Raw genomic sequence first — 20,171 nt, 5'->3', positions numbered from 1 at the left:
CATCAGGAATCAACGAGCGCTTACGTTTAGTGTAGTGGCTGTGTCGATGTTGCATCGCGAAGCAGGCGGATCTCGGTGAGATACACGGTTTCCGGGGAGGGAAGATAGGTGGTAAACAGAACGATGCGCCGTATCTCGTTCATGTCCATACTGCGGGTTGCCGGGGCGGTGCGAACTTCGTCCAGGTCGATGGTGAATTCATTGATACCCGGCTGCAGGAAGAGCCGGGTATTGAAGCGGTCGCCGTAGGCGTTGTCGCCCCGGTCGTGCCTGACATCGTTGACCCGCAGCGTCATGGTAAGCGGGGCGTTGGATGGATTGTGCAGTTCGAGATGGAGCGCATCATAGCCCAGCCAGTCACTCGGCAGGTTGTGGAGGGACACGCCGGAATACCGCTCCGTACCCAGGGCGATCTCAAGCGCTGGCCGGTTGGAGCCGCGAAAGTTGCTCACTCGGTTCAGGGCGCCGGACCAGTAACGCCTGGGGTGTTCCAATGAAAGATCGTAGAGGCGAGGCAATTGTCGATACACCTCGTACTGTTGGTAGGCCACCTGAGCGACCGACGAGATTTCCAGCAGCACCAGCGCTGCGGTGGCAAAGCGAGCCGTGCGCTGGAGGCTGAGCTGGATGGGTGGCGTACCGCAGGACCTCGATGGTTGCCAGGCCAGGACGAGCCAGGCCCCCATGAGGTTGCGCAGTAGATCGTGCCAGTCCGCCTGGCGGTCGATGCTGTCTTGAATGACCTCCACCCCGATGCCGATCAGGGTCGTCGCAACGGTCACCGACAGCCACAGCGACCAGCCCGACAACCATCGCCACGGATTGGCCCAGAGGGTGAGGAGGGCGAAGAATAACGGGTGTCCCAGATTCCAGGCAGCCTTATACAGCGGACCAGAGCTCCAGTCCGGGCCGCCAAAGAAAAACAGTGGAGCCAGCAGTACGAGGGCCAGCGCCACGAATCGCCTGTGCCAGGGGCTATACCGACGCGTTAGCTGAGCTTGAGGCATTGGCCAGCGTCGTCCCAGCGCCAGTCAGGCTGTTGATGCCCTAGCTTGGTGCCCCCCAGCCAGCGGTCCGGGGGGGCGCATTGCATCCAGTCCAGCTCGCCGTCCAGCAGGGCCAGGCCGGTCTCGGTCAGTCGCAGTTGATGGTGTGGCCAGCTGGCGTGGTCGGTGTTGGCAGTGATTGCGATGGGCGGATTGTCCGCGGACAGCAGTGATTCGACGACAAACCAGAACATCAGATCCCCCAGCCAGGGGCGGGGGTCAAGGGTCATGATGAGAGCCCGGAAAAGCTCCGCCACGGTGTGCGAGCCGGCCCGCAACTGCTCGAGGGTCAGTTGTTCGGTTAATCCCAGCCCATTGCTGGCCGAGGGTAACTCCTGCAAGTGGCGGTGCAGGGCGCCAGCCAGATAGGGCAGTGCATCCGTGGTCGGCTCGGTCATCAGGGCTGCCAGCGAAGCGGGGGAGGGCTCCCGCAAGGCCTGCCAACAGCGGGCGCCGAGCCGGATCTGTTCGGGTGTCACTGAGAGGCGCCGTTGCCAGAGATCCCTGAGGGCAGCGCTATTCAGTTGCCCCAGGCCGATGAAGCGTTCATACCCGGGGTAGTGGTCGGTGGTTACCATCTCCAGACACCCGGGGAGGTCATGGGTATGGAAGTGGTTCAGAATCCGGCACAGGATCAACTGGTCGAAGCTGTCATGTTCAAACCAGAGCACAACGCGATCATAATGACTGGCTGCCCCGGCCAGGGTGGTTTCCCAGGTCTGGAGCAATTCCAGGGTTTCCTCAAACCCCTCGGGCGTGTCCGCCTCGTAGGCACGGTTGATGAACTCTGCCCGTACCGTCAGCAGCTCTTCATCACTCGGGGGCACCGGGCCCTGGCAGACCGGGTCGGCGTATTCCAGAAAATCGCCTGCAAAACCGGCCGTTTGCAGGGACAGGCGTAAATCGGATCCGCAGCGAATGTGCAGGGTAGACTGATCGTCGTCGAGAGGCATGGCGTTCCTTCCTGGGTTGAACCTGACTCTGGGTCCTCTAACTTCATTTATAGCAGGCCCCCGGCGCTCGCCGCCGGGGGCTGGCCGCATGGGCCAATGGTACCGGTAACTTTACCCTCAGGGGAGCAGGCGTTGGCTGGTGCCCCCAAAGGTGGCCGCGTAGGTGCCGTCCTCCATCAATGCGTCGATTGCCTGGTCGAACCGGGCTTGCAGACGTTCGCCTTCCGGTGTCGCCTGGAATCGATAGGCCAGTTGCTCGACACCAAACTCTTCACCGTGGTGAACCCGGTTCATCAGGCCCATGGCCTCAAGCTGGCGGAGGCCATCGGACCGGTACTCGACGGTGGCATCGATCCTGCCGTAAATCAGTTTCTTGAAATTCTGTTCCAGGGAATTGGCCTCCTGGAAATCGACGTAGGGGGTGTCGACCAGCTCGTCGGGGTAGAAGCGGCCACGTATGAGACCCACCTGCCGTCCCCGGAGCTCGCTGGGGCGATCGAACACCTGGGTATCGATTCTTGAAAATATGACAAAGCCATAGGTCAGGGCCACCGGTTGTCCGGTGAAGCCAGGTTGGGTTGGGTCTCCGACGATTTCCGGGAACAGTACGTCAATCTGTTGCTCGCGAAACATCAGGTTGGCCCGTGCCCAGGCATCAACGAACAGGACATCGCACTTTGTGCCTCGTTCGTCCAGGTAGCGAGTAAGGTGCCGGGTCCATTCCAGGTTGGCGGCGGTGAGGTCGTCGTCGCTGGTGGGGCCAACCATCACGCGGCAGGGCGCGGACTGGGGATCCTCTGCCAGGGCGGGGGAGGCGCAGAACAGAGCAAGCCCGCACAGTACCATCAGGCCAACAATGCGACGGCACTCAATTTTTACATCTCTCGCCATTACCTATACCGATACACAATCAGGTTGCTTATGCCGGAATACCTCAACCATCGCTGCGGTCGATGTTAGCAACTGGGCAGGCCGATGCGGAGTCGTCAGATTGAACGGATGGGGATGGTATTCAGCTGACTCAGCTCAATGAGCAGTTGGTTATCAGTTTGGTAGGTATCGGGCCGAAAGTACAGATTGCCTTCGCCATCCGCTTCTGCGGTCCAGTAAGCCAGCAGGACCGGCACCCCCCTTGGCAGGTGCACGTTCTGTGTTTCACCGGACGCCCGCAGGCTCTGAACTTCCCGCCAGGGGGCTGTGTTTTGGTGCTCAAACAGCTTGGCGGTCAGGCTCAGGGCGTTCTCCACCCGGACACACCCGGAACTGAAGAAACGGCTGGACGACTCGAACAGCCAGGACGACGGCGTGTCGTGAAGGTACACGGCGTAGGGATTGGAAAACCGGATCACCACCTTGCCCAGTGCGTTTCCGGGCCCCGAGTCCTGGCGTAGCAGGATTCCCTCTGGGTTACGCCAGTCCACCTCCGCCTCACTGATTTCATGACCTTGTCGGTTGTAAATGCGGATATTACGCTGGTCCAGATAGTTGGGATTCTGCTGTATTTGCGGCAGCTGGTCTTTCAGGAAAATGGATGTGGGGATGGTCCAGGTCGGATTGACCGTGACGTGGGTAATCACCGATTTGAGCCTGGGCGTCTCCCGCAATGGACGTCCGACCTGTGCCCGGCCTGACCAGACGATACTCCCTTCGCGATAGTAGCGGATGCGGGCGGCGGCAATGTCCACCAGTAACAGATGGGGTTCCATATCCGCAGCCAGCCAACGCAGCCGTTCCAGGTTGGTTTTTATCTGCTGCAGGCGTGTGGTGGGGGGGATGTTGAGTTCGGCCAGGGTGCGTTCGCCGAGCTTGCCGTCCGCCTCCAGGAAATGCCGTTGCTGAAACAGCTTCACCGCGTCCTGCAGGGCATCGTCATAGCGGTCCGGTTGATCCAGCGGCTCTGCGTTCTCGGTCAGGTAGCCTTCTGCCTGGAGCCGTGCCCGCAGGATGGGGATTCGGGGTGAGCGATCTCCGGGTTTGAGTAAGGGGCCGTCGGGAATTTTTGGCCAGTGGGCGGGGAAGTTGCTCAGCGCTCTGTCGAAGGCGGCTCGCAAATTCACATACAGCGGCAGCGTTGGCCGTGCCTTCGCAAAGGCGGCCGCCGGCTGATCGGCATGGTTGAGGGCCAGGGAGGCCAGTTCGCTGGAGCGCTGCCGATCACCCAGTATGGGCGAGTACCAGATAGTCTCCCGCTCCAGGGTATTGAAACGGCCATAGCGAAGATCGGACAGGGCGCTCAGGAAGGCAAAGCTGGCCAGATCCGCGTCACAGGGCAAGACCGCTCCCCAGGTTGTCAGGAAATCCTGCACCTGCATCAGGGTCTCGATGTAATAGGCCCCCGGTTCCAGGCCATCAGCCTTGAGTTGCTGCAACTGCTCAATCAGCGCCAGCAGTCGACCCGGCTTCTCCCAGAAGTCGTGGGGTATGCCTCGCTGGAATTCCGTAAGCGCCAGTTGGTGGGAACCGGACAGCTCCGGCAACACCACGCAGTCCTCAGGTGTAAACCGGAAACTGGCGGTGGTCGACCATGGGAGTAGCAGCAATAGGCATAGCGCGGCGCTGGCGAGATTGGCGCGTGGAATGCGACAATTTGTATAAAATATGTACATGTTGATGGCCGTCCCAGACTTCCCTGCTAGAATGCGGCAATTTTCAGGGAACGAGGCGGTGTTCCCCCGGCGCTCCCCCGTGACCGGGCGGCCGTGCTGCCCAGCCCAAACCGTTATCCGCAGGAATCCAGTAGGGTTGATCGAATGCCAGAACTTCGCCGAATCTCAAAACTGAACCCCGCGCTGGGGGTGTGTATGGCGTTGTTATCAGGTGTCAGCATGGCGAACACTTTTCACGTACACCTGTACAGTAAACTAGCCAATGCGGCCCCAAATCTCAATCCTGAAGTCCTGCAATCGGCGCTTACGGCCTATGAGTGCGCGCGGGTCCATGGCATAGAGTCCTCAAGCCGACTGGCGGTGATCGATTTTTCCCTCCCGTCCAGCGAACAGCGGCTGTGGATCTTTGACCTGGAATCCCAGGAATTGGTTCTGCGTGACCTGGTGGCCCATGGCAAGAACTCCGGCCTGGCGTCCGCGACGGCCTTTTCCAATATCGAAGGCAGTCATCAGTCCAGTCTCGGTCTGTTCATGGGGAGCGAGAGTTATCGTGGCCAACATGGCTATTCACTCCGCCTGGACGGTCTGGAACCGGGGGTCAACGACCTGGCCCGGCAGCGGGCCATTGTGATTCACGGGGCCGACTATGTAGACCAATCCTGGGTTGCCGAATACGGCCGCATCGGCCGCAGCCATGGGTGTCCGGCGGTGAGCCAGGGTACTATTCGCGAGGTGGTGGACAACCTCAAGGGTGGGCAGTTGGTGTTTTCTTACTATCCGGATCAGGAGTGGCTGGCGTCTTCGGCTTTTTTGAACTGCAAGTCGGAGGCCCGGTTGGCGGAGGCTGATTCTCCACTTGGGTCTGCCGATGGTTGATGTTTTGTAGCCTGAGTTGTTCGGGGATGCGGCTGTCGGGGGTACTTGCTCCGCGGCCCTCTAAGGTACGTCCTGTACCTGTCGGGCCCCGCGGCATCCCTGCCGCTGCTCCGAAAGTAACCCCAACAGCCGCTTCTGAGCTTCCGTAATATCGCTATTGGTTCGTCCTAAAGGGGGGGCGCTTCAGGAGGGGTAAACCTTATTTAGGACGGGACCCAGAAATCAAAAAGGGCGTAGCGGCTTGAGCCGCTACGCCCTTTTGTTTTCTGGAGAAGGGGACAGGTTTGAAACCTGTCCCCTGACCGGAACCGATCAGCTCAGGTTGTAGATGAACACCACCAGTACCGCCACCGGAGTGAAGTACCGCAGGGTGTTGTGCCACAGCTTGAAGCTGGATTCGGACAGGGACAGCTCGTTCTTCAGCGCCTGTTTGGACATGAACCAGCCGGCGAAGACCGCTACCAGCAAGCCGCCCAGCGGCAACAGGATGTTGGCGGTGAGGAAGTCCAGCAAGTCGAAGATGGTCTTGCCCTCGAACATAGCGAACATGCCCAGCGGGGTGACGTCCGACCACAGGTTCAGCGACAGGATGGAGGCGATGCCCAGGCCCCAACAGGCCAGGCCGGCGGCCAGGGTGCTGATGGTGCGGTTCATGCCCTTCTGCTCTTCCAACCACTCCACCAGCGGCTCCAGCAGGGAGATGCCGGAGGTCCAGGCGGCGAAGATCAGCAGCACGAAGAACAGGGTGCCGAACAGGCTGCCCATGGGCATCTGACCAAAGGCCAGTGGCAGGGTCTGGAAGATCAGGCCCGGCCCGGCGCCCGGCTCCATGCCGTTGGCGAACACGATCGGGAAGATTGCCAGACCGGCCAGCAGGGCCACGGCGGTGTCCATGACGGAAACCGTGATCGAGGTCTTGGCGATGGAGATGCCTTTGGGCAGGTAAGAGCCGTAAGCCATCATGATCGCCATACCCAGGCTGAGGGTGAAGAACGCGTGACCCAGCGCCACCAGCACACCCTCGGTGGTGAGCTTGGAGAAGTCCGGCTGGAACAGGAAGCTGACGGCTTCGCCAAAGTGGCCGGTGGTCATGGCGTACACCACCACCGCAATCAGCAGCAGGAACAGCCCCGGCATCAGGATACTCACCGCCCGTTCCAGGCCGGCGCGCACACCGCGTGCCACCACGACCATCACCAGGGCCATGAACACGGTGTGCCACAGCAGCAGGGTACCCGGATCACTGAGCAAGCCGGAGAAAATCGCGCCGATGGACTCGGCGGTTTGTCCCGCTAGCTCTCCACTGGCGGCGGTGCCCACGTAGGAGACCGCCCAACCCCCGATCACGGAGTAGAACGACAGGATCAGGAAGGCGGCCAGTACGCCGATGATCCCCACCAGTTTCCAGGCCGGGTTGAGTTTGTCCCGCTCGGCAATCAGCCGAATGCTGTTGACCGGGCTGCGACCGCCGCGGCGACCGATCAGCACTTCCGCCATCATGATGGGAATACCCACCGCAGCGATGCACACCAGGTACACCAGCACGAAGGCGCCACCACCGTTCTCACCGGTGATGTAGGGGAACTTCCAGATATTGCCCAGGCCGACCGCGGAACCGGTGGCGGCGAGGATAAAGGCCAGTCGGGAAGACCAGAGTCCGCGCTTGGCGGAGGCCCCCTCCAGGGCACCAGTGGCGGTGGCAGAGGATGAATAGGACATAGCTGTCTCCTGCTTACGAATTTTTGTTTTCGGGGGACAGGGCTTGAACAGGAGCGCTCAAGCCCAGTGTATTCCGTCAGCTCTCGGGATCAGTGCGCCCAGTTAGCCGGCCTTGGCGAACCGGTGGGCGTGCTGCTCCTTTGAGGCGGGGATATGCTCGAAGCGCTCTTCCGCCAGTTCGTTGGCGATGGCGCCGGTGGGGCGGCCGTCGCGGTCGGAGCGGGTGAAGATCTCTTCCAGGGTGTCGCCGATGGATTCGACGTGGGCCCGGACCTTGTCGGCGTCGTGGTCGGTGCGCTCATGGAACACATCGATGATGCCGCCGGCGTTGATCACGAAATCCGGGGTGTAGAGGATGCCGCGCTTCATCAGCGCCTCGTCGTGGTGCGGGTGCTCCAGCTGGTTGTTGGCGGCACCGGCCACTACGGTGGCCTTCAGGTTGGCGATGCTCTGGTCGTTCAGTACCGCGCCCAGGGCGCAGGGGGCCACAACATCCACGGGCAGGGAGAGGATCTCGTCACCGCCGACCGGGGTTGCCCCAAACTCTTCCACGGCACGGTCCATCTGTTCCTGGTGGATGTCATACACCCACAGCTTGGCGCCGGCTTCGTGCAGGTGACGGGCCAGTCGATAGCCAACATGACCGATGCCCTGAACGGCGACTTTCAGCCCTTCCAGGTCGCTGCGGCCGAGCTTGTGCTTGACCGCCGCCTGGAGGCCCACAAAGGTGCCGTAGGCGGTGGCCGGTGACGGATCGCCGTTGCTGGGCTTGCCGTCGAAACCGATGTGGGACGAAATGCCGGCGACGTGCTTGGTGCACCGGCCCATCACCTTCAGGTCTTCAACGCTGGTGCCGGAGTCTTCGGCGGCAATGTACAGGCCATTGAGCTGCTCGACAAAGCGGCCCATGGCCTCCAGCAGGTCGTCGGTCTTGTGCTTGCGGGGATCGCCGATAATCACCGACTTGCCGCCACCCAGGTCCAGGTTGGCCAGGGCGGACTTGTAGGTCATGCCGCGGGACAGCCGCAGGACATCCCGCAGGGCTTCCTCGTCCGTGGCGTAGGGAAACATGCGGCAGCCACCGAGGGCCGGGCCGCGCGAGGTATTGTGTACGGCTACAATGGCCTTGAGGCCGGTCTTGGGATCGCAGAAGAACGAGACATGCTCGTGGTTGTCGAACTCGGGATGGCTGAATACGTTCATGGCGTTTCACCTTACTCCGTGGCCACTGGAACCCTTGTGAGGACAATGGCGCGTTTTTGTTTGGGCCGTCCCGGGATCGCCGGTCGGGCCCTCTCTTGTTAGTTTAGTTCGTAATACGATGATTCGGTTCAAGCCGCTGCACTGGCAATCCGGTTGTGCTCGGTGGACGCCGGATTGATCAGGGTGCGCAGTTGCTTGCGTTCCTTCTGGGCTGCCTCGTAGGCCGCTTCCTTCACCGGGCCAAAGCCGCGGATCTTGCCGGGCAGCGATGCCAGGTTACGGGCGGCGTCCAGATGGTCGCGGCTCAGGTGCTTGAGCAGCCACTGGATGTCGGCCTCGTACTCGCGAATCAGTGCCCGTTCCAGGCGACGGTCGGCGGTGTAGCCGAACACGTCCAGCGGTGTGCCACGCAGGGACTTGAAGCGGGCCAGGATGTGGAACACCTTCTCCATCCAGGGGCCGAACTTCAGCTTGCGGGGCCGCTCGCCGTTCTTGCCGCGGCTGAGCATGGGCGGTGCCAGGTTGAACTCCAGTTCCACGTCGCCTTCAAACTGTTCCTCCAGCTGCTTGCGCAGGCTGCCGTTGCTGAACAGCCGGGCCACCTCGTACTCGTCCTTGTAGGCCAGCACCTTGGCGTAGTTTTCCGCCACCGCACGGACCAGCAGCGGGTCGTTGCCGACCTTGGCTTCCACGCTGCGCTGGACCTTGCGGACCAGCATCTCATAACGCTTGGCCAGGGCCTCGTTCTGGTAGTCGGTGAGGTGACGCTTGTTCCGCTCAACCAACTGATCGATGGTCTCGACGATCTGTACCGGGCTTCCCGCGGATTCGGCGGCGCGTTTCGGGTAGGCGAGGGCCATGACCTTGTCCAGGTCGTAGGCTGCCCGACGGCCCCAGAGGAAGGCCTGCTTGTTCTTGTCCACCGCCACGTTGTTGAGCTCGATGGCGCGTTCGATGGACTCGGCGTTCAGCGGCAGCAGACCCTGCTGGTAGGCGAAGCCCACGGTAAACAGGTTGACCGCCATGGCGTCGCCCATCAGCTTCTTGGCCAGGTCGCCGGCATTGAGGAACCAGCTGCCGTCCGGCTTGGACGCCTCGCGCACGGTGTTCTCCATGGCTTCGCCCGGGTACTGCAGGTCCGGGTTGCGGGTGAAGGCCGCCGGCATGGCGGTTTCGGTGTTCACCACGCTGCGGGAGAAGCGGTTGTCCAGTTTCGCCAGGGCGTCGTCGCTGGCACCCACCATCAGGTCAAAGGCGATCATCAGGTCGGCTTCGCCGGCGGGAATGCGCACCGCGTGAATGTCTTCCTGGCTCTTGCCGATGCGGATGTGACTCACCACCGCGCCGAACTTCTGCGCCAGGCCGGCCTGGTCCAGTACCGAGACGCCCTTGCCTTCCAGGTGGGCCGCCATCCCCAGCAGGGCGCTGACCGTGACCACACCGGTGCCGCCAACCCCGGTCAGCAGGATGCCGTAGGGATCGTGCTCGCCGGCAAAGGTCGGTTCCGGCAGGGTGGGGAAGTCCACGTCCCGGCTGACACCGGCCGGCTTCTTCAGCTTGCCGCCCTTGACGGTAACGAAGCTGGGGCAGAAGCCGCGGACACAGCTGAAGTCCTTGTTACAGGCGGACTGGTCGATGGTGCGCTTGCGGCCCTGTTCGGTCTCCTTGGGCAGGATTGACAGGCAGTTGGACTGGATGCCGCAGTCGCCACAACCTTCGCAGACGTCGGAATGGATCATCACCCGCTGGTCCGGGTCCTCCATGGTGCCGCGCTTGCGGCGGCGGCGCTTCTCGGCGGCGCAGGTCTGGTCGTAGATGATCACCGAACAGCCTTCGATTTCGCGCATCTCCCGCTGCACCGCATCCAGGTCGTCGCGGTGATGGAAGGTGGTGCGGTCGGCAAAGTCGGCCCGGGACGGGTACTTGTCGATGTCGTCACTGACCACGGCGATGCGGCGTACGCCTTCACCGTAGAGCTGGTGACTGATCTGCTGCACGGTGAGGGTGCCGTCCACCGGCTGGCCGCCGGTCATGGCCACCGCGTCGTTGTACAGGATCTTGTAGGTGATGTTGGCGCCGGAGGCGATGGCGGCACGGATGGCCAGCAGCCCGGAGTGGAAGTAGGTGCCGTCGCCCAGATTCTGGAACACGTGCTTCTGGTTGGTGAACGGCGCCTGGCCCAACCAGGTGACGCCTTCGCCGCCCATCTGGGTGAAGGTGTCGGTACCGCGGTCCATCCAGGTGGCCATGTAGTGGCAGCCAATGCCGCCCAGGGCCCGGCTGCCTTCCGGCACCTGGGTGGAAGTGTTGTGGGGGCAACCGGAACAGAAGTGCGGGGTGCGCTCCAGGCGTTCCTTGGGCTGGGCCAGGCTGGTTTCCTTCTCGGTGAGGAAGTCCAGGCGCTGACGCAAGGTGTCGTTGCAGTAGTGATCCTTGATGCGCGCGGCGATGGCCCGGGCCACCATGGCCGGGGTGAGCTCGTCGTTGGAACGCAGCAGTTCGGCACCGGTCTCGTCGCGCTTACCAATGATGCGGGGCGCCTTGTGGTCCTGCCAGCCGTACAGCTGGGTCTTGATCTGGTCTTCGATCAGGCCGCGTTTTTCTTCCACCACCAGGATCTCTTCCAGACCGCTGGCGAACTCAAAGATGCCTTCCGGTTCCAGCGGCCAGGGCATGGCGACCTTGTACACGGTCAGTCCCAGCGCCTCCCGTTCGGCTTGACCCAGACCCAGGTCCGACAGCGCCTGAATGGTGTCCAGGTAGGACTTGCCGGTGGTGACAATGCCAAAGCGGGGCTTGCTGGCACCCAGCACCGTCTTGTCCAGGCGGTTGGCTCGGCAGAAGGCCTTGGCCGCCTCCAGCTTGTAGCGGTGCAGGCGTTCTTCCTGCTCCAACGGCTTGTCCGGCCAACGGGAGTTGAGGCCGCCTTCGGGCAGTTGGAAGTGCTCGGGAAACCGGATGTTGATGCGGCTCAGGTCGAGGTTGGCGGTGAGGGAGGAGTCCATCACCTCCGCCAGGGCCTTGAAGCCGATCCAGCAGCCGCTGTACCGGGACATGGCCCAGCCATAGAGGCCGAGGTCGAGAATCTCCTGAACACCGCTGGGGTTGAGCACCGGCATGGAGGCGTCCATGAAGCCGTAATCGCTCTGGTGCGGCAAGGTGGAAGACTTACAGGAGTGGTCGTCGCCGGCCACCGCGAGTACGCCGCCCAAGCGAGAGGTGCCGGCGGCATTGGCGTGCTTGAACACGTCGCCGGTACGGTCGACACCCGGGCCCTTGCCGTACCAGAGGGCAAAGACGCCGTCGTACTTGGCGCCCTCGAAAATATTCACTTGCTGGGACCCCCACACGGCGGTGGCGCCCAGGTCTTCGTTCACCCCTGGCAGGAAGTGGACGTTGCGCTGCTTGAGGTAGTCCTTGGCTTTCCAGAGTACCTGGTCGAAGCCGCCGAGGGGGGAGCCCCGGTAGCCGGAAATGAAGCCGGCGGTGTTGTGGCCGTGTTGCTGGTCGAGCTGGGCCTGCAGCAGGGGAAGGCGGGCCAGGGCCTGGCTGCCGGTCATGTAGACCGGGCCGGAATCGCGTTCCCACACGTCGTTGAGGCTGACATCACGCATAACTGTTCACCTTTTTCCGGTTAAGGCTGTCCGTGGCTGGCAATCGCTAATGAGCCAACCGACGACATCAATTCGTTGTGAAATGCGAATTCAGGACCGCATTCAGGACTGAGTTAACTGCAAGCGACCGAGGGCCGGACTGGCAGAACCCAGAACGATGGTCTGTACGGAAAACGGTGAACGTTGAAGCAGGTGCGGATGGCCGGATGCAGGGCTCCGACCAGCATGGGGGTATGCTGACTGTGGCATGGTTGAAATCCTCTCCCACCTGACCGGATCACGGTACGAGTGGTCGTCTTGTTGTTGTGTTCCGGCTTTTGGCCGGCATCTCGATTTCAGTGTCCATTGCCCTTGTGGGGCACGAACAAGGCCACAAACTAGATGCTTTTTCTAAACAGGTCAATGATTATTTTCTAACCAAAAAGTCGATGGTGGCCTGGTGCCATTTCCGGACGAGCGGACAGTCCGTTGATTTATGGGCGCCTCTGCGCCCTTGTAGTGGATTCTACGTAGGCTTCGGCCAGTGAGGTCCGGTACACTCCCATCCTTTGCCCAATTCCCTTTGTTCCCGACCAGGACTGTCATGACCGACCTGTCGATGCTGCAGTACGCCCTCATTGGCCTGATCTTCATCTGGAGTGGCTTCGTCCGCTCCGGCCTCGGCTTTGGTGGTGCGGTACTGTCCCTGCCGTTCCTGCTGCTGGTGTACAACGAGCCGCTGGTGTACCTGCCGATCATCTCGGTGCACCTGTTGGTGTTCTCGTCGTTGACCATTGTCATGAACAACCGCAAGAAGTCCGCGTCAGCGTCCGCGCACACAGGCCACACAGGCGAGGGGACGGTGGACTGGCGCTATCTCTGGCGAATTCTCGGGATCATGATTGTACCCAAGCTGATCGGCGTGTTTGGTCTGATCACCCTGCCGGCCAGCGTGATGAGCGGGATCATCTTGGCCATCGTGTCGGTGTATTCGCTGTCCTACATCCTCAACCGACCGTTTCGCAGTAACAGCCGGGCGGTGGACACCGCATTCCTGATGCTGGGGGGGTACATCAGTGGTACCTCCCTGATCGGTGCGCCCCTGATCATCGCGGTGGTGGCCCAGCAGTTACCGAAAGAGAAACTGCGGGACACCCTGTTTGCGCTCTGGTTTATCCTGGTGACCATCAAGATGGGCGCCTTCATCTGGGCCGGTGTGGACTTGCAGTTGATCCATCACCTGTGGCTGCTGCCCTGCGCCGCCATCGGCCATGTCATCGGGCTACGTTTTCACGATCGCATGCTGCAGGCGGAGACGCCGATCTTCTTCCGCGTGCTGGGTACCATTTTACTGGTGATCAGCGCCATCGGCCTGTGGAACGGCGTGGTGTCCCCCATGCTGTCCTGACCAGACTGCGCCACCTTAGTACTCACCGCGCTAAGTTGGCGCTTCATATCGCCAGACAATCTTAACCCCTTGAGATTCCAGGCACGTGCCCAGCGTATAATGGACTTTGAGGTGGTGTAACGTTCTCTCCGAGAGGGGAGGTGGCTTATGAAACGCTTATTCTATCTGGTTGACGACATCGAGGATGTCCAGGACATCTCCGACGACTTGCATGCCCGGGGTATCAGTGATTGGCGATTCCATATCGTCAGCAAGGACGAAGCCGGGCTGTACACCCATCGACTGCATCGAGCCAGCGTACTTGATCGGACCGACTTGGTGCGTTACGTGGAACGGGGCATGTTGATCGGCCTGGTGATCGGACTTAGTTTCATCCTGCCCGCCGCGTACTACGGCAATATGGAATGGCCCACCCTGGCGTGGGTTGCCCTGGGTGCATTCGCCGTCATGGCCGGCGGCTGGCTGGGAGGATTTGGCGGGATCAACGCCGAGAACTACCGTATCCGCAAGTTCCACAACGCGATTGAGGCCGGCAAGTACCTGGTGATGGTGGATGTGCCCCGCAAGTACGCAGAAGAGATTGAGCAGGAGATGCTGGAGAATCATCCGGAGGCCACCCTGGGCGGCGAAGGCAGTAGCATCAACAATCCCTTTGCCGGCAATGATGGCCGCGTCCATGTCGTCTAGGACATGAGAGCCCTGGACGAGGGTACCGGAGCGTCCTTCGCCTGAGGCGCTGCTCCCTGCCGTGTAAGATCCGGTTCGGGGAGAGGGTGGGTGTGTTATGTTTGCAAGGCTTTCCACCGACAGTGGAAGGCCTTTTTTGTTCAGGGAGGTGCATGGATATGAGGGTATTGCTGCTCGGCGCCACCGGGCTCACCGGTCACCAATGTCTCAAGGGCCTTCTGGCCACCCCGGAAGTCGAGCGGGTGGTGACGCTCACCCGTCGGCCGCTGGCGCTGGAGCACCCCCGGCTGACCTCCGCCGTGGCGGATTTCGACCATCTTGAGGCGTCGGCCCGTCATTTCGAGGTGGACGTCATCCTCTGTTGTCTCGGGACCACTCTCAAGCAGGCCGGCTCCCGCGAGGCGTTTCGCCGGGTGGATTATGGCTACTGCCTGGAGGCGGCGCGCATGGGCAAGGCGCGTGGCGCCAAGGCCTTTATCCTGATGTCGGCGGTGGGGGCTGCGCCCCGGTCACCGGTGTTCTACAACCGGGTCAAAGGAGAGCTGGAACGGGATATCAAGGCGCTTGATTATCCTTACCTGTCCATCTACCACCCCGGCCTGCTGCTGGGCGATCGTGCCGAACACCGGCGCGGCGAGTCGGCCATGGCACTGGTGATGCCCACCCTCAACCGGTTGCTACCGGGCCCCCTGTCGAAATACCGCGGTGTTGACTCAGCCGACGTGGCCCAGGCCATGGTGAACGAGATCCGGGAGCTGGAACTGCCCCGGGACATGACGCCCAGGGTACTGGTCCGGCACTACGAGGACATCATGATGTTGGCCCATGCCGCGCCCGTGGCCCAGGAAGCCTGACGCAGTCGCTTCGGAATCTACCTATACGCTCTCGAGGCCAACCTGACTAGTGTCCTAACAGATTGACATCTGATTGCCCCAGATCCGATTGCTACCCACTCTGCCAGGACGCCGGTTTGCCAAGATGGCCACGTTAGCCCCCAGTTACCAGTTACAGCCCGCCCGCGTGCGGGCGGAATTTGTTCGGTTGCTCCCCATCTCCCTGTTTGTGGTGGCGTTTGGCGCCGCCTTTGGCCTGGCTGCGGTACAGGCCGGCCTCGCCCCGTGGCAGGCGCTGTTGATGAGCACCTCGGTGTTTGCCGGCGCCTCCCAGTTTGCCGCCCTGGATATGTGGGGGGCGACGGTGGCGGTGGTGCCGCTGATGGCGGTGGTCTTCGCCATCAACTCCCGGCACCTGCTGATGGGAGCGTCCCTGTACCCGATGCTGAAAGACCTGCCGGTGGGCCAGCGTTATGGCATCCTGCTGGTGCTCACCGACGCCAACTGGGCGGTGGCCGCCCAGGATTACCAGAACGGCCAACGCAACCTGGAAGTGATCCTCGGCGGTGGACTGGTGCTGTGGCTGGCCTGGCTGGCGGGAACCCTGCTCGGGGTGCACTTTGGTGGCTTGCTGGAGAATCCCGAAGCCCTTGGCCTGGATATGGTGCTTGGCTGTTTCCTACTGGCCATGGCGCTGGGTGGCAAGAAGTCACCGCGGGTGCTGGTGGCCTGGGCGGTATCCGCTACTGCGGCCATGGCGGCCTATTGGTGGCTGCCGCCACACACCCACGTGGTGGTTGGCGCACTGGCCGGTGGTGTCGTGGGATACTTCTGGTTGGAGCATAAGCCGGCATGACCATCGAAACCACCACTGTCGGTACGCTGGCGCTCATTGTCATTATGACTGCCGTCACCCTCATCACCCGTTATGGTGGCGTGGTACTGATGTCGTTCGTGCGGATCAGTCCACGGGTCGAGAGCTTCATCAACGCGATGGCCAGCTCGGTCCTGATCGCCATCATCGTGCCCCTGGCCTATGAGGGCGACCTGGGTGCAAGGCTGGCCCTGCTGATCACTGCCGTGCTGATGCTGCTCACCCGAAAACCCCTGCCGGCCATTGCCGCCGGTATCGCCGCGGCCGCGGCCACCCGTTACCTTTTTTAACGACGTTTTCAGCCCCACGGGCCAGTCAGTCGAGACCGGCCTGACATTTCCGCCCTCCATGGACTAGGCTCAAGGAACAACCGTGACCGAGTAAACGGAGGTTTCCATGTCCAACCATCATACCTATAAGAAAGTGGAAGTAGTCGGTTCGTCCAAGTCAGGGATCGAAGAGGCCATCAACAACGCCCTGGAGGAATGCAGTAAGAGCATCCGTAACATCGAATGGTACGAGGTGCAGGAGATCCGTGGCCATGTGGTGGATGGGAAGGTCGGCCATCACCAGGTGGTGATGAAGGTTGGCTTCCGCATAGAGGGCAGCTAGTACCTCGGGGGTTTCGCAGTGCGGGCGATCACCTCATAGTGGGACCCCTGCGGTCCCTGGGCGCTGGAAAACAGGACGGCCTGCCGGACGGTAAACGGCGGTGACCGGAAATCCTGGTGAGTCTGTAAATAATCGGTGCAGTCGCTGCGCCGACCCAGCCTGGCAACAGTAACGTGGGGCCGGAAGCGGCGGTTTTCCGTTGGCCAGTCCTGCTCCGCCAACAGCGCCTTGAAGCTCTCATGCAGCTGGATAACCGGCTCATCAGGTGATACGCCCAGCCACAACGCGCGGGTTCCGAAACGGCCTGCACCAGTCAGTTGCAGACTGAATGGTGCGAATTGAAAAGCCGAGACCAGTTCGCAGAGGGCGGGGGCCTGGTCCTCCGGGACCTGGCCGATAAAATTCAGGGTCAGGTGTAACTGGTTGCTGTTCTGCCAACGGGCATGGCGGATGCCGTGCTGGGTTGCCCGTATCTGTCTCTTGATTGCTCCGGGCAACGTCAGCCCGATAAACAGTCTCACGAGTATCCCGTTCCCTCCCCCCGGCGCACCACCCGACGCCGGATGGCGTCGATCAGCTCGTTCATTAACTCCGGAACTTCGCCGTCGTAAAGCAGGCGATACTTCTGGTGCTGTACTTCCAGGTCATGGTCGCCACCATCGGAACGGGTGTCTCTCTGGATTTCCTGGTATTGGCAGCCGGCCAGGTGGGCCTTGATCTCGGCGTCGATCAGCTGGGTGGCCAACTCCTCCACCCGCTGGTGGCAGAAAGGGCGAACCTGATTGAGGACGGTCCTTGCCTCCAGCGCCGCATTCCTGGCGGAGAGGCGGCTGTCGTTCGCCGGCTCTTCGCTCTCCAGGGCCCTCAGGAAGGCCCCGAGTTTTTCATGCAGGTCGCAGACGGGCGGCCAGAGTCGATCGTAAGCGGACTTCTCAATGGCCAGCTGCTCCCGGCCCAGGCCGTCGGAGGCTGGGCCAGCGGCGTGATGCGGTCTCTCCATCTGGCCGATTCTCATGTCATCCAGCTCTTGCCAAAGCGTATCCAGACGTTGCTTTTGAACTTCCTGGTTTGCCTCCGACTGAGAACGGAAGCGATTGAACAAAATCAACAGCACCAGAGCCACCAGAAGGGCGCCGCTGGCAACGTAGAGCGGCAATTGATCATCGGCGAAAAGGGCCAGGAAACTGCCAGGGTCCATGAAATCCGCTCCGCATGAAATGGGGATTCAGCTCAAAGGTCACCGTCCTTTGGGCTCAAGGGCATCGCTGATGGCTTCCTAGAGTGTAGTCCAACTGATGTCATGGGATGAAATTCGTAAGGAAATCCGGGAACTACTCTGGAGGTGCTTCGGTCCGGTAGGGTAACGCCGTCAGTGCCTCGTCCCGATAGCGGATCACCTGCTCGGCCTCTTCCTGGCAGAATCGCCGGATGGCATCGTGAAAGCCCGGGTGGGCGATACCGTGCCAGGAGTGGGTAAGCACCGGGGCGAAGCCGCGGATCAGCTTGTGCTCCCCCTGGGCGCCGGCATCAAACCGGGCCAGGCCACGCTCGATGGCCAGCTCTATGCCCTGGTAGTAACAGGTTTCGAAGTGCAGGTGATCAAACTCCTCCAGACACCCCCAATAGCGGCCGAACAGTGTGTCGTCCCCAGTCAGGAACAGGGCGCCGGCAATGAACCTGCCGTGCCTTTCCGCCATCACCAGGTGCAACTGGTCTCCCTGTCGGTCGCGCAGTATCCGGAAAAATTCCAGGGACAGATAGGGGCGTTGGCCACGCTTGAAATAGGTCGCCTGATAGAAATCGTAGAAGGTCTCGAGAACATCGTCCGGCAGCTCAACCCCGGGATGGTGTTGGAAACGGATGCCCTGTTCCACCACTTGTCGGCGCTCCCGTTTGATGGATTTTCGCTTGCGGGAGGTGAGTGTGGCCAGGAAGTCCGTAAATTCCCGGTATCCCCGATTGTGCCAGTGAAACTGGCAACCCAGCCGATGGATGGCCTCGGCGTGATCGAGCAGTGCCTGGTCGTTGGCATCGGGAAACAGCAGGTGCCAGGACCGGGCCCCGAGGTCCTCGATCAGGCTATCCAGGGCTCGATGCAGGGCGTGGGGTTCAATCCGTTGGCGGGCTTTCGCGTCCAGTAACAGTCTCGGTCCCTGGGAGGGCGTGAAGGGTACGGCGATGACCAGCTTGGGGTAATAACGCTGGCCATAGCGATGGTAGGCGTCCGCCCAGGCCCAATCGAACACATACTCGCCCATGGAGTGGGTTTTCAGGTAGGCCGGGGCCACACCGACCAGCTCGTCATCGAGCAGCAACTGAAGGTGGCAGGGCGTCCAACCGGTGGCCGGGCTGGTACAGCCGCTGGCTTCCAGCGCGTCCAGGAAGCGGTGGCGGAGGAACGGGATTCCGGACCCACTGAACCGGTCCCAGGAGGCCTCCGGGATGTCACGAATTGTAGAGACGGGCTTCAGAGTCAGGTTCGGCATGGCATCCATGGGACTGGTCGCGGTCACCAGTAACCATACCGGCAAATCCGGTTTCAATCATCCCGGAACCAGTGTTTGTCGAGTGCGCGCCAGACGTGGATTCCGGCGTGTTCCCGTGCGTGTCTATCCCGTCAGACATAGGTCAGTGTCGTGAGCGGTCGGACGGCAGATACTGGTAGATGGCTGATGGCAATGGACCGGCGTAGGGATAAGGCTGTTGGAGGTCAGGAGCGTCATTGGGTGGGGCGAGAACCCTTGATTGGGGAAAGCTATTGGCGGTATTGATTTTAATATTCCAAAATAGTCTATGCATATAACCAAAAGTGTGTTTTAGTGTGGCCAGGTATTTAACCGTCTGATTGGAGAGTCGACTGCGTAAAAAATCCTTCCCGTTGTGTGTCTGCGGCCGCCTGTTGCCGGCAAACGACTCCCGAAACGGGGAGGGCAAGTCGCAACCATTATGATGAATCGAGTTGAACGCTACCTGCCGCTCCTGCAATGGCTGAAGGGATACCGGAGCGGGACTTTCATCAGCGATGCCCTGGCCGCGGTGATCGTAACCCTGATGCTGGTTCCCCAGGCCCTGGCGTATGCCATGCTCGCTGGGCTCCCGCCGGAGGTGGGCCTGTACGCCAGCATGATTCCCCTGGTGCTCTATGGGCTGTTTGGCAGCAGTGCCACCCTGGCCATTGGTCCGGTCGCTGTGGCTTCTCTGATGACCGCCTCGGCCCTGGCTGGCATGGCCGAGGTTGGCAGTCCGGAGTACGTGGGAGCGGCGTTGATTCTGGCAATCCTCTCAGGGCTGGTGCTGATGGCCATGGCAATGCTGCGTCTGGGTTTTTTGGCCAACTTCCTCAGCCATCCGGTGATTTCCGGGTTTGTCACCGCCTCCGGCATCCTGATCGCCGGCAGTCAGTTGGGCCAGGTCCTGGGTATTCCTGGCGGCGGTCATAACCTGCTGGAGATGGGCCAGGGGCTTTGGCAACAGCTGGATAACGTGAACCCGATGACCGTCGTCATTGGTGGCGGGGTCCTGGTGTACCTGTATTTATGTCGGCGTTTCCTCCGCTCTGGCCTGCTTGCGCTCGGCCTGTCCGAGCGTATGGCGGATCTCACCGGCAAGGCAGCCCCGGTGTCGGGGGGGGGGGGGACCCCCCCCCCGGGGGGGGGCATGGGACGTGTGGGGGGGCGGGGGGAACGGGTGGGGGGGGTGGCGGGTGGGGTGGGCCCGATAAGCGTGACAATAACGGCGTAAGAAATCTGGGGGGCGGTGGT

The 20,171-nt window shown here is 61.5% G+C and carries 18 protein-coding genes; 8 read left to right on the top strand and 10 right to left on the bottom strand.

Annotation, left to right across the window (positions count from 1 at the left end; all coding sequences use genetic code 11):
* Window positions 1-26: 26 nt before the first annotated feature.
* The 4 genes from R3175_RS08470 to R3175_RS08455 form a co-directional block, all read right to left on the bottom strand.
* Entirely contained in the window at window positions 27-956 is a 930-nt protein-coding gene (locus R3175_RS08470) for a succinyl-CoA synthetase subunit beta (RefSeq protein WP_318943731.1), read from the bottom strand.
* A gap of 32 nt (window positions 957-988) precedes the next feature.
* A complete protein-coding gene (locus R3175_RS08465; RefSeq protein WP_318943729.1) occupies window positions 989-1,999 on the bottom strand; it encodes a DUF1835 domain-containing protein in 1,011 nt (336 codons plus the stop codon).
* Between the two features lie 117 nt (window positions 2,000-2,116).
* Entirely contained in the window at window positions 2,117-2,890 is a 774-nt protein-coding gene (locus R3175_RS08460; protein WP_318943727.1) for a transporter substrate-binding domain-containing protein, read from the bottom strand.
* A 95-nt stretch (window positions 2,891-2,985) separates the two neighbouring features.
* Window positions 2,986-4,479, bottom strand: a complete 1,494-nt coding sequence (locus tag R3175_RS08455) for a L,D-transpeptidase family protein (RefSeq protein ID WP_318943725.1) — start codon at window positions 4,477-4,479, stop codon at window positions 2,986-2,988.
* A gap of 270 nt (window positions 4,480-4,749) precedes the next feature.
* Here R3175_RS08455 and R3175_RS08450 point away from each other — a divergent pair, with 270 nt between their 5' ends.
* Window positions 4,750-5,481: a murein L,D-transpeptidase catalytic domain family protein gene (locus R3175_RS08450; protein WP_413231747.1), complete on the top strand. Its 732-nt coding sequence runs from the start codon at window positions 4,750-4,752 to the stop codon at window positions 5,479-5,481.
* Window positions 5,482-5,793: 312 nt separating this feature from the next.
* On the opposite strand, the gene R3175_RS08445 is transcribed toward R3175_RS08450, so the two are convergent.
* From R3175_RS08445 to R3175_RS08435, 3 genes are all read right to left on the bottom strand, one after another.
* Window positions 5,794-7,200: a sodium-dependent transporter gene (locus R3175_RS08445; RefSeq protein ID WP_318943722.1), complete on the bottom strand. Its 1,407-nt coding sequence runs from the start codon at window positions 7,198-7,200 to the stop codon at window positions 5,794-5,796.
* Between the two features lie 102 nt (window positions 7,201-7,302).
* On the bottom strand, window positions 7,303-8,403 hold the full coding sequence (locus R3175_RS08440; protein WP_318943720.1) for a Glu/Leu/Phe/Val dehydrogenase: 1,101 nt from the start codon (window positions 8,401-8,403) through the stop codon (window positions 7,303-7,305).
* Window positions 8,404-8,531: 128 nt separating this feature from the next.
* Complete coding sequence (locus tag R3175_RS08435) at window positions 8,532-12,017, bottom strand: indolepyruvate ferredoxin oxidoreductase family protein (RefSeq protein ID WP_318943718.1); 3,486 nt, start codon at window positions 12,015-12,017, stop codon at window positions 8,532-8,534.
* A 583-nt stretch (window positions 12,018-12,600) separates the two neighbouring features.
* Here R3175_RS08435 and R3175_RS08430 point away from each other — a divergent pair.
* The 6 genes from R3175_RS08430 (at window position 12,601) to R3175_RS08405 (ending at window position 16,410) form a co-directional block, all read left to right on the top strand.
* Window positions 12,601-13,404, top strand: coding sequence for a sulfite exporter TauE/SafE family protein (locus R3175_RS08430; RefSeq protein WP_318943716.1), 804 nt, complete (start codon window positions 12,601-12,603; stop codon window positions 13,402-13,404).
* Window positions 13,405-13,551: 147 nt separating this feature from the next.
* Window positions 13,552-14,091 (top strand): hypothetical protein, encoded by a 540-nt coding sequence (locus R3175_RS08425; protein ID WP_318943714.1) that lies wholly within the window; start codon window positions 13,552-13,554, stop codon window positions 14,089-14,091.
* Window positions 14,092-14,249: 158 nt separating this feature from the next.
* Complete coding sequence (locus tag R3175_RS08420) at window positions 14,250-14,945, top strand: NAD(P)H-binding protein (protein ID WP_318943712.1); 696 nt, start codon at window positions 14,250-14,252, stop codon at window positions 14,943-14,945.
* Between the two features lie 124 nt (window positions 14,946-15,069).
* Window positions 15,070-15,780, top strand: a complete 711-nt coding sequence (locus tag R3175_RS08415; protein ID WP_318943710.1) for an AzlC family ABC transporter permease — start codon at window positions 15,070-15,072, stop codon at window positions 15,778-15,780.
* Window positions 15,777-16,088: an AzlD family protein gene (locus R3175_RS08410; protein WP_318943709.1), complete on the top strand. Its 312-nt coding sequence runs from the start codon at window positions 15,777-15,779 to the stop codon at window positions 16,086-16,088. Before R3175_RS08415 ends, R3175_RS08410 begins: the two co-directional genes overlap by 4 nt.
* Before the next feature lie 106 nt (window positions 16,089-16,194).
* Complete coding sequence (locus R3175_RS08405) at window positions 16,195-16,410, top strand: dodecin (protein WP_318943707.1); 216 nt, start codon at window positions 16,195-16,197, stop codon at window positions 16,408-16,410.
* Here R3175_RS08405 and thpR read toward each other — a convergent pair.
* The 3 genes from thpR to R3175_RS08390 form a co-directional block, all read right to left on the bottom strand.
* Window positions 16,407-16,931, bottom strand: a complete 525-nt coding sequence (thpR, locus tag R3175_RS08400; RefSeq protein ID WP_318943705.1) for an RNA 2',3'-cyclic phosphodiesterase — start codon at window positions 16,929-16,931, stop codon at window positions 16,407-16,409. The two genes, R3175_RS08405 and thpR, sit on opposite strands and share 4 nt — an antisense overlap.
* Complete coding sequence (locus R3175_RS08395) at window positions 16,928-17,608, bottom strand: hypothetical protein (protein WP_318943702.1); 681 nt, start codon at window positions 17,606-17,608, stop codon at window positions 16,928-16,930. Before R3175_RS08395 ends, thpR begins: the two co-directional genes overlap by 4 nt.
* A gap of 133 nt (window positions 17,609-17,741) precedes the next feature.
* On the bottom strand, window positions 17,742-18,905 hold the full coding sequence (locus R3175_RS08390) for a GNAT family N-acetyltransferase (RefSeq protein ID WP_318943953.1): 1,164 nt from the start codon (window positions 18,903-18,905) through the stop codon (window positions 17,742-17,744).
* 451 nt (window positions 18,906-19,356) lie between these two features.
* On the opposite strand from R3175_RS08390, the gene R3175_RS08385 reads away from it, so the two are divergent.
* Complete coding sequence (locus R3175_RS08385) at window positions 19,357-20,151, top strand: SulP family inorganic anion transporter (protein WP_318943700.1); 795 nt, start codon at window positions 19,357-19,359, stop codon at window positions 20,149-20,151.
* The last annotated feature ends 20 nt before the right edge of the window (window positions 20,152-20,171 follow it).

Origin of the sequence: Marinobacter sp. (assembly GCF_033722735.1) — a bacterium.
In the GTDB taxonomy this organism is placed as follows: Bacteria; Pseudomonadota; Gammaproteobacteria; order Pseudomonadales; family Oleiphilaceae; genus Marinobacter.
The sequence above is the reverse complement of the archived record's forward strand: the minus strand, read 5'-3'. Positions and strand labels throughout refer to the sequence as shown.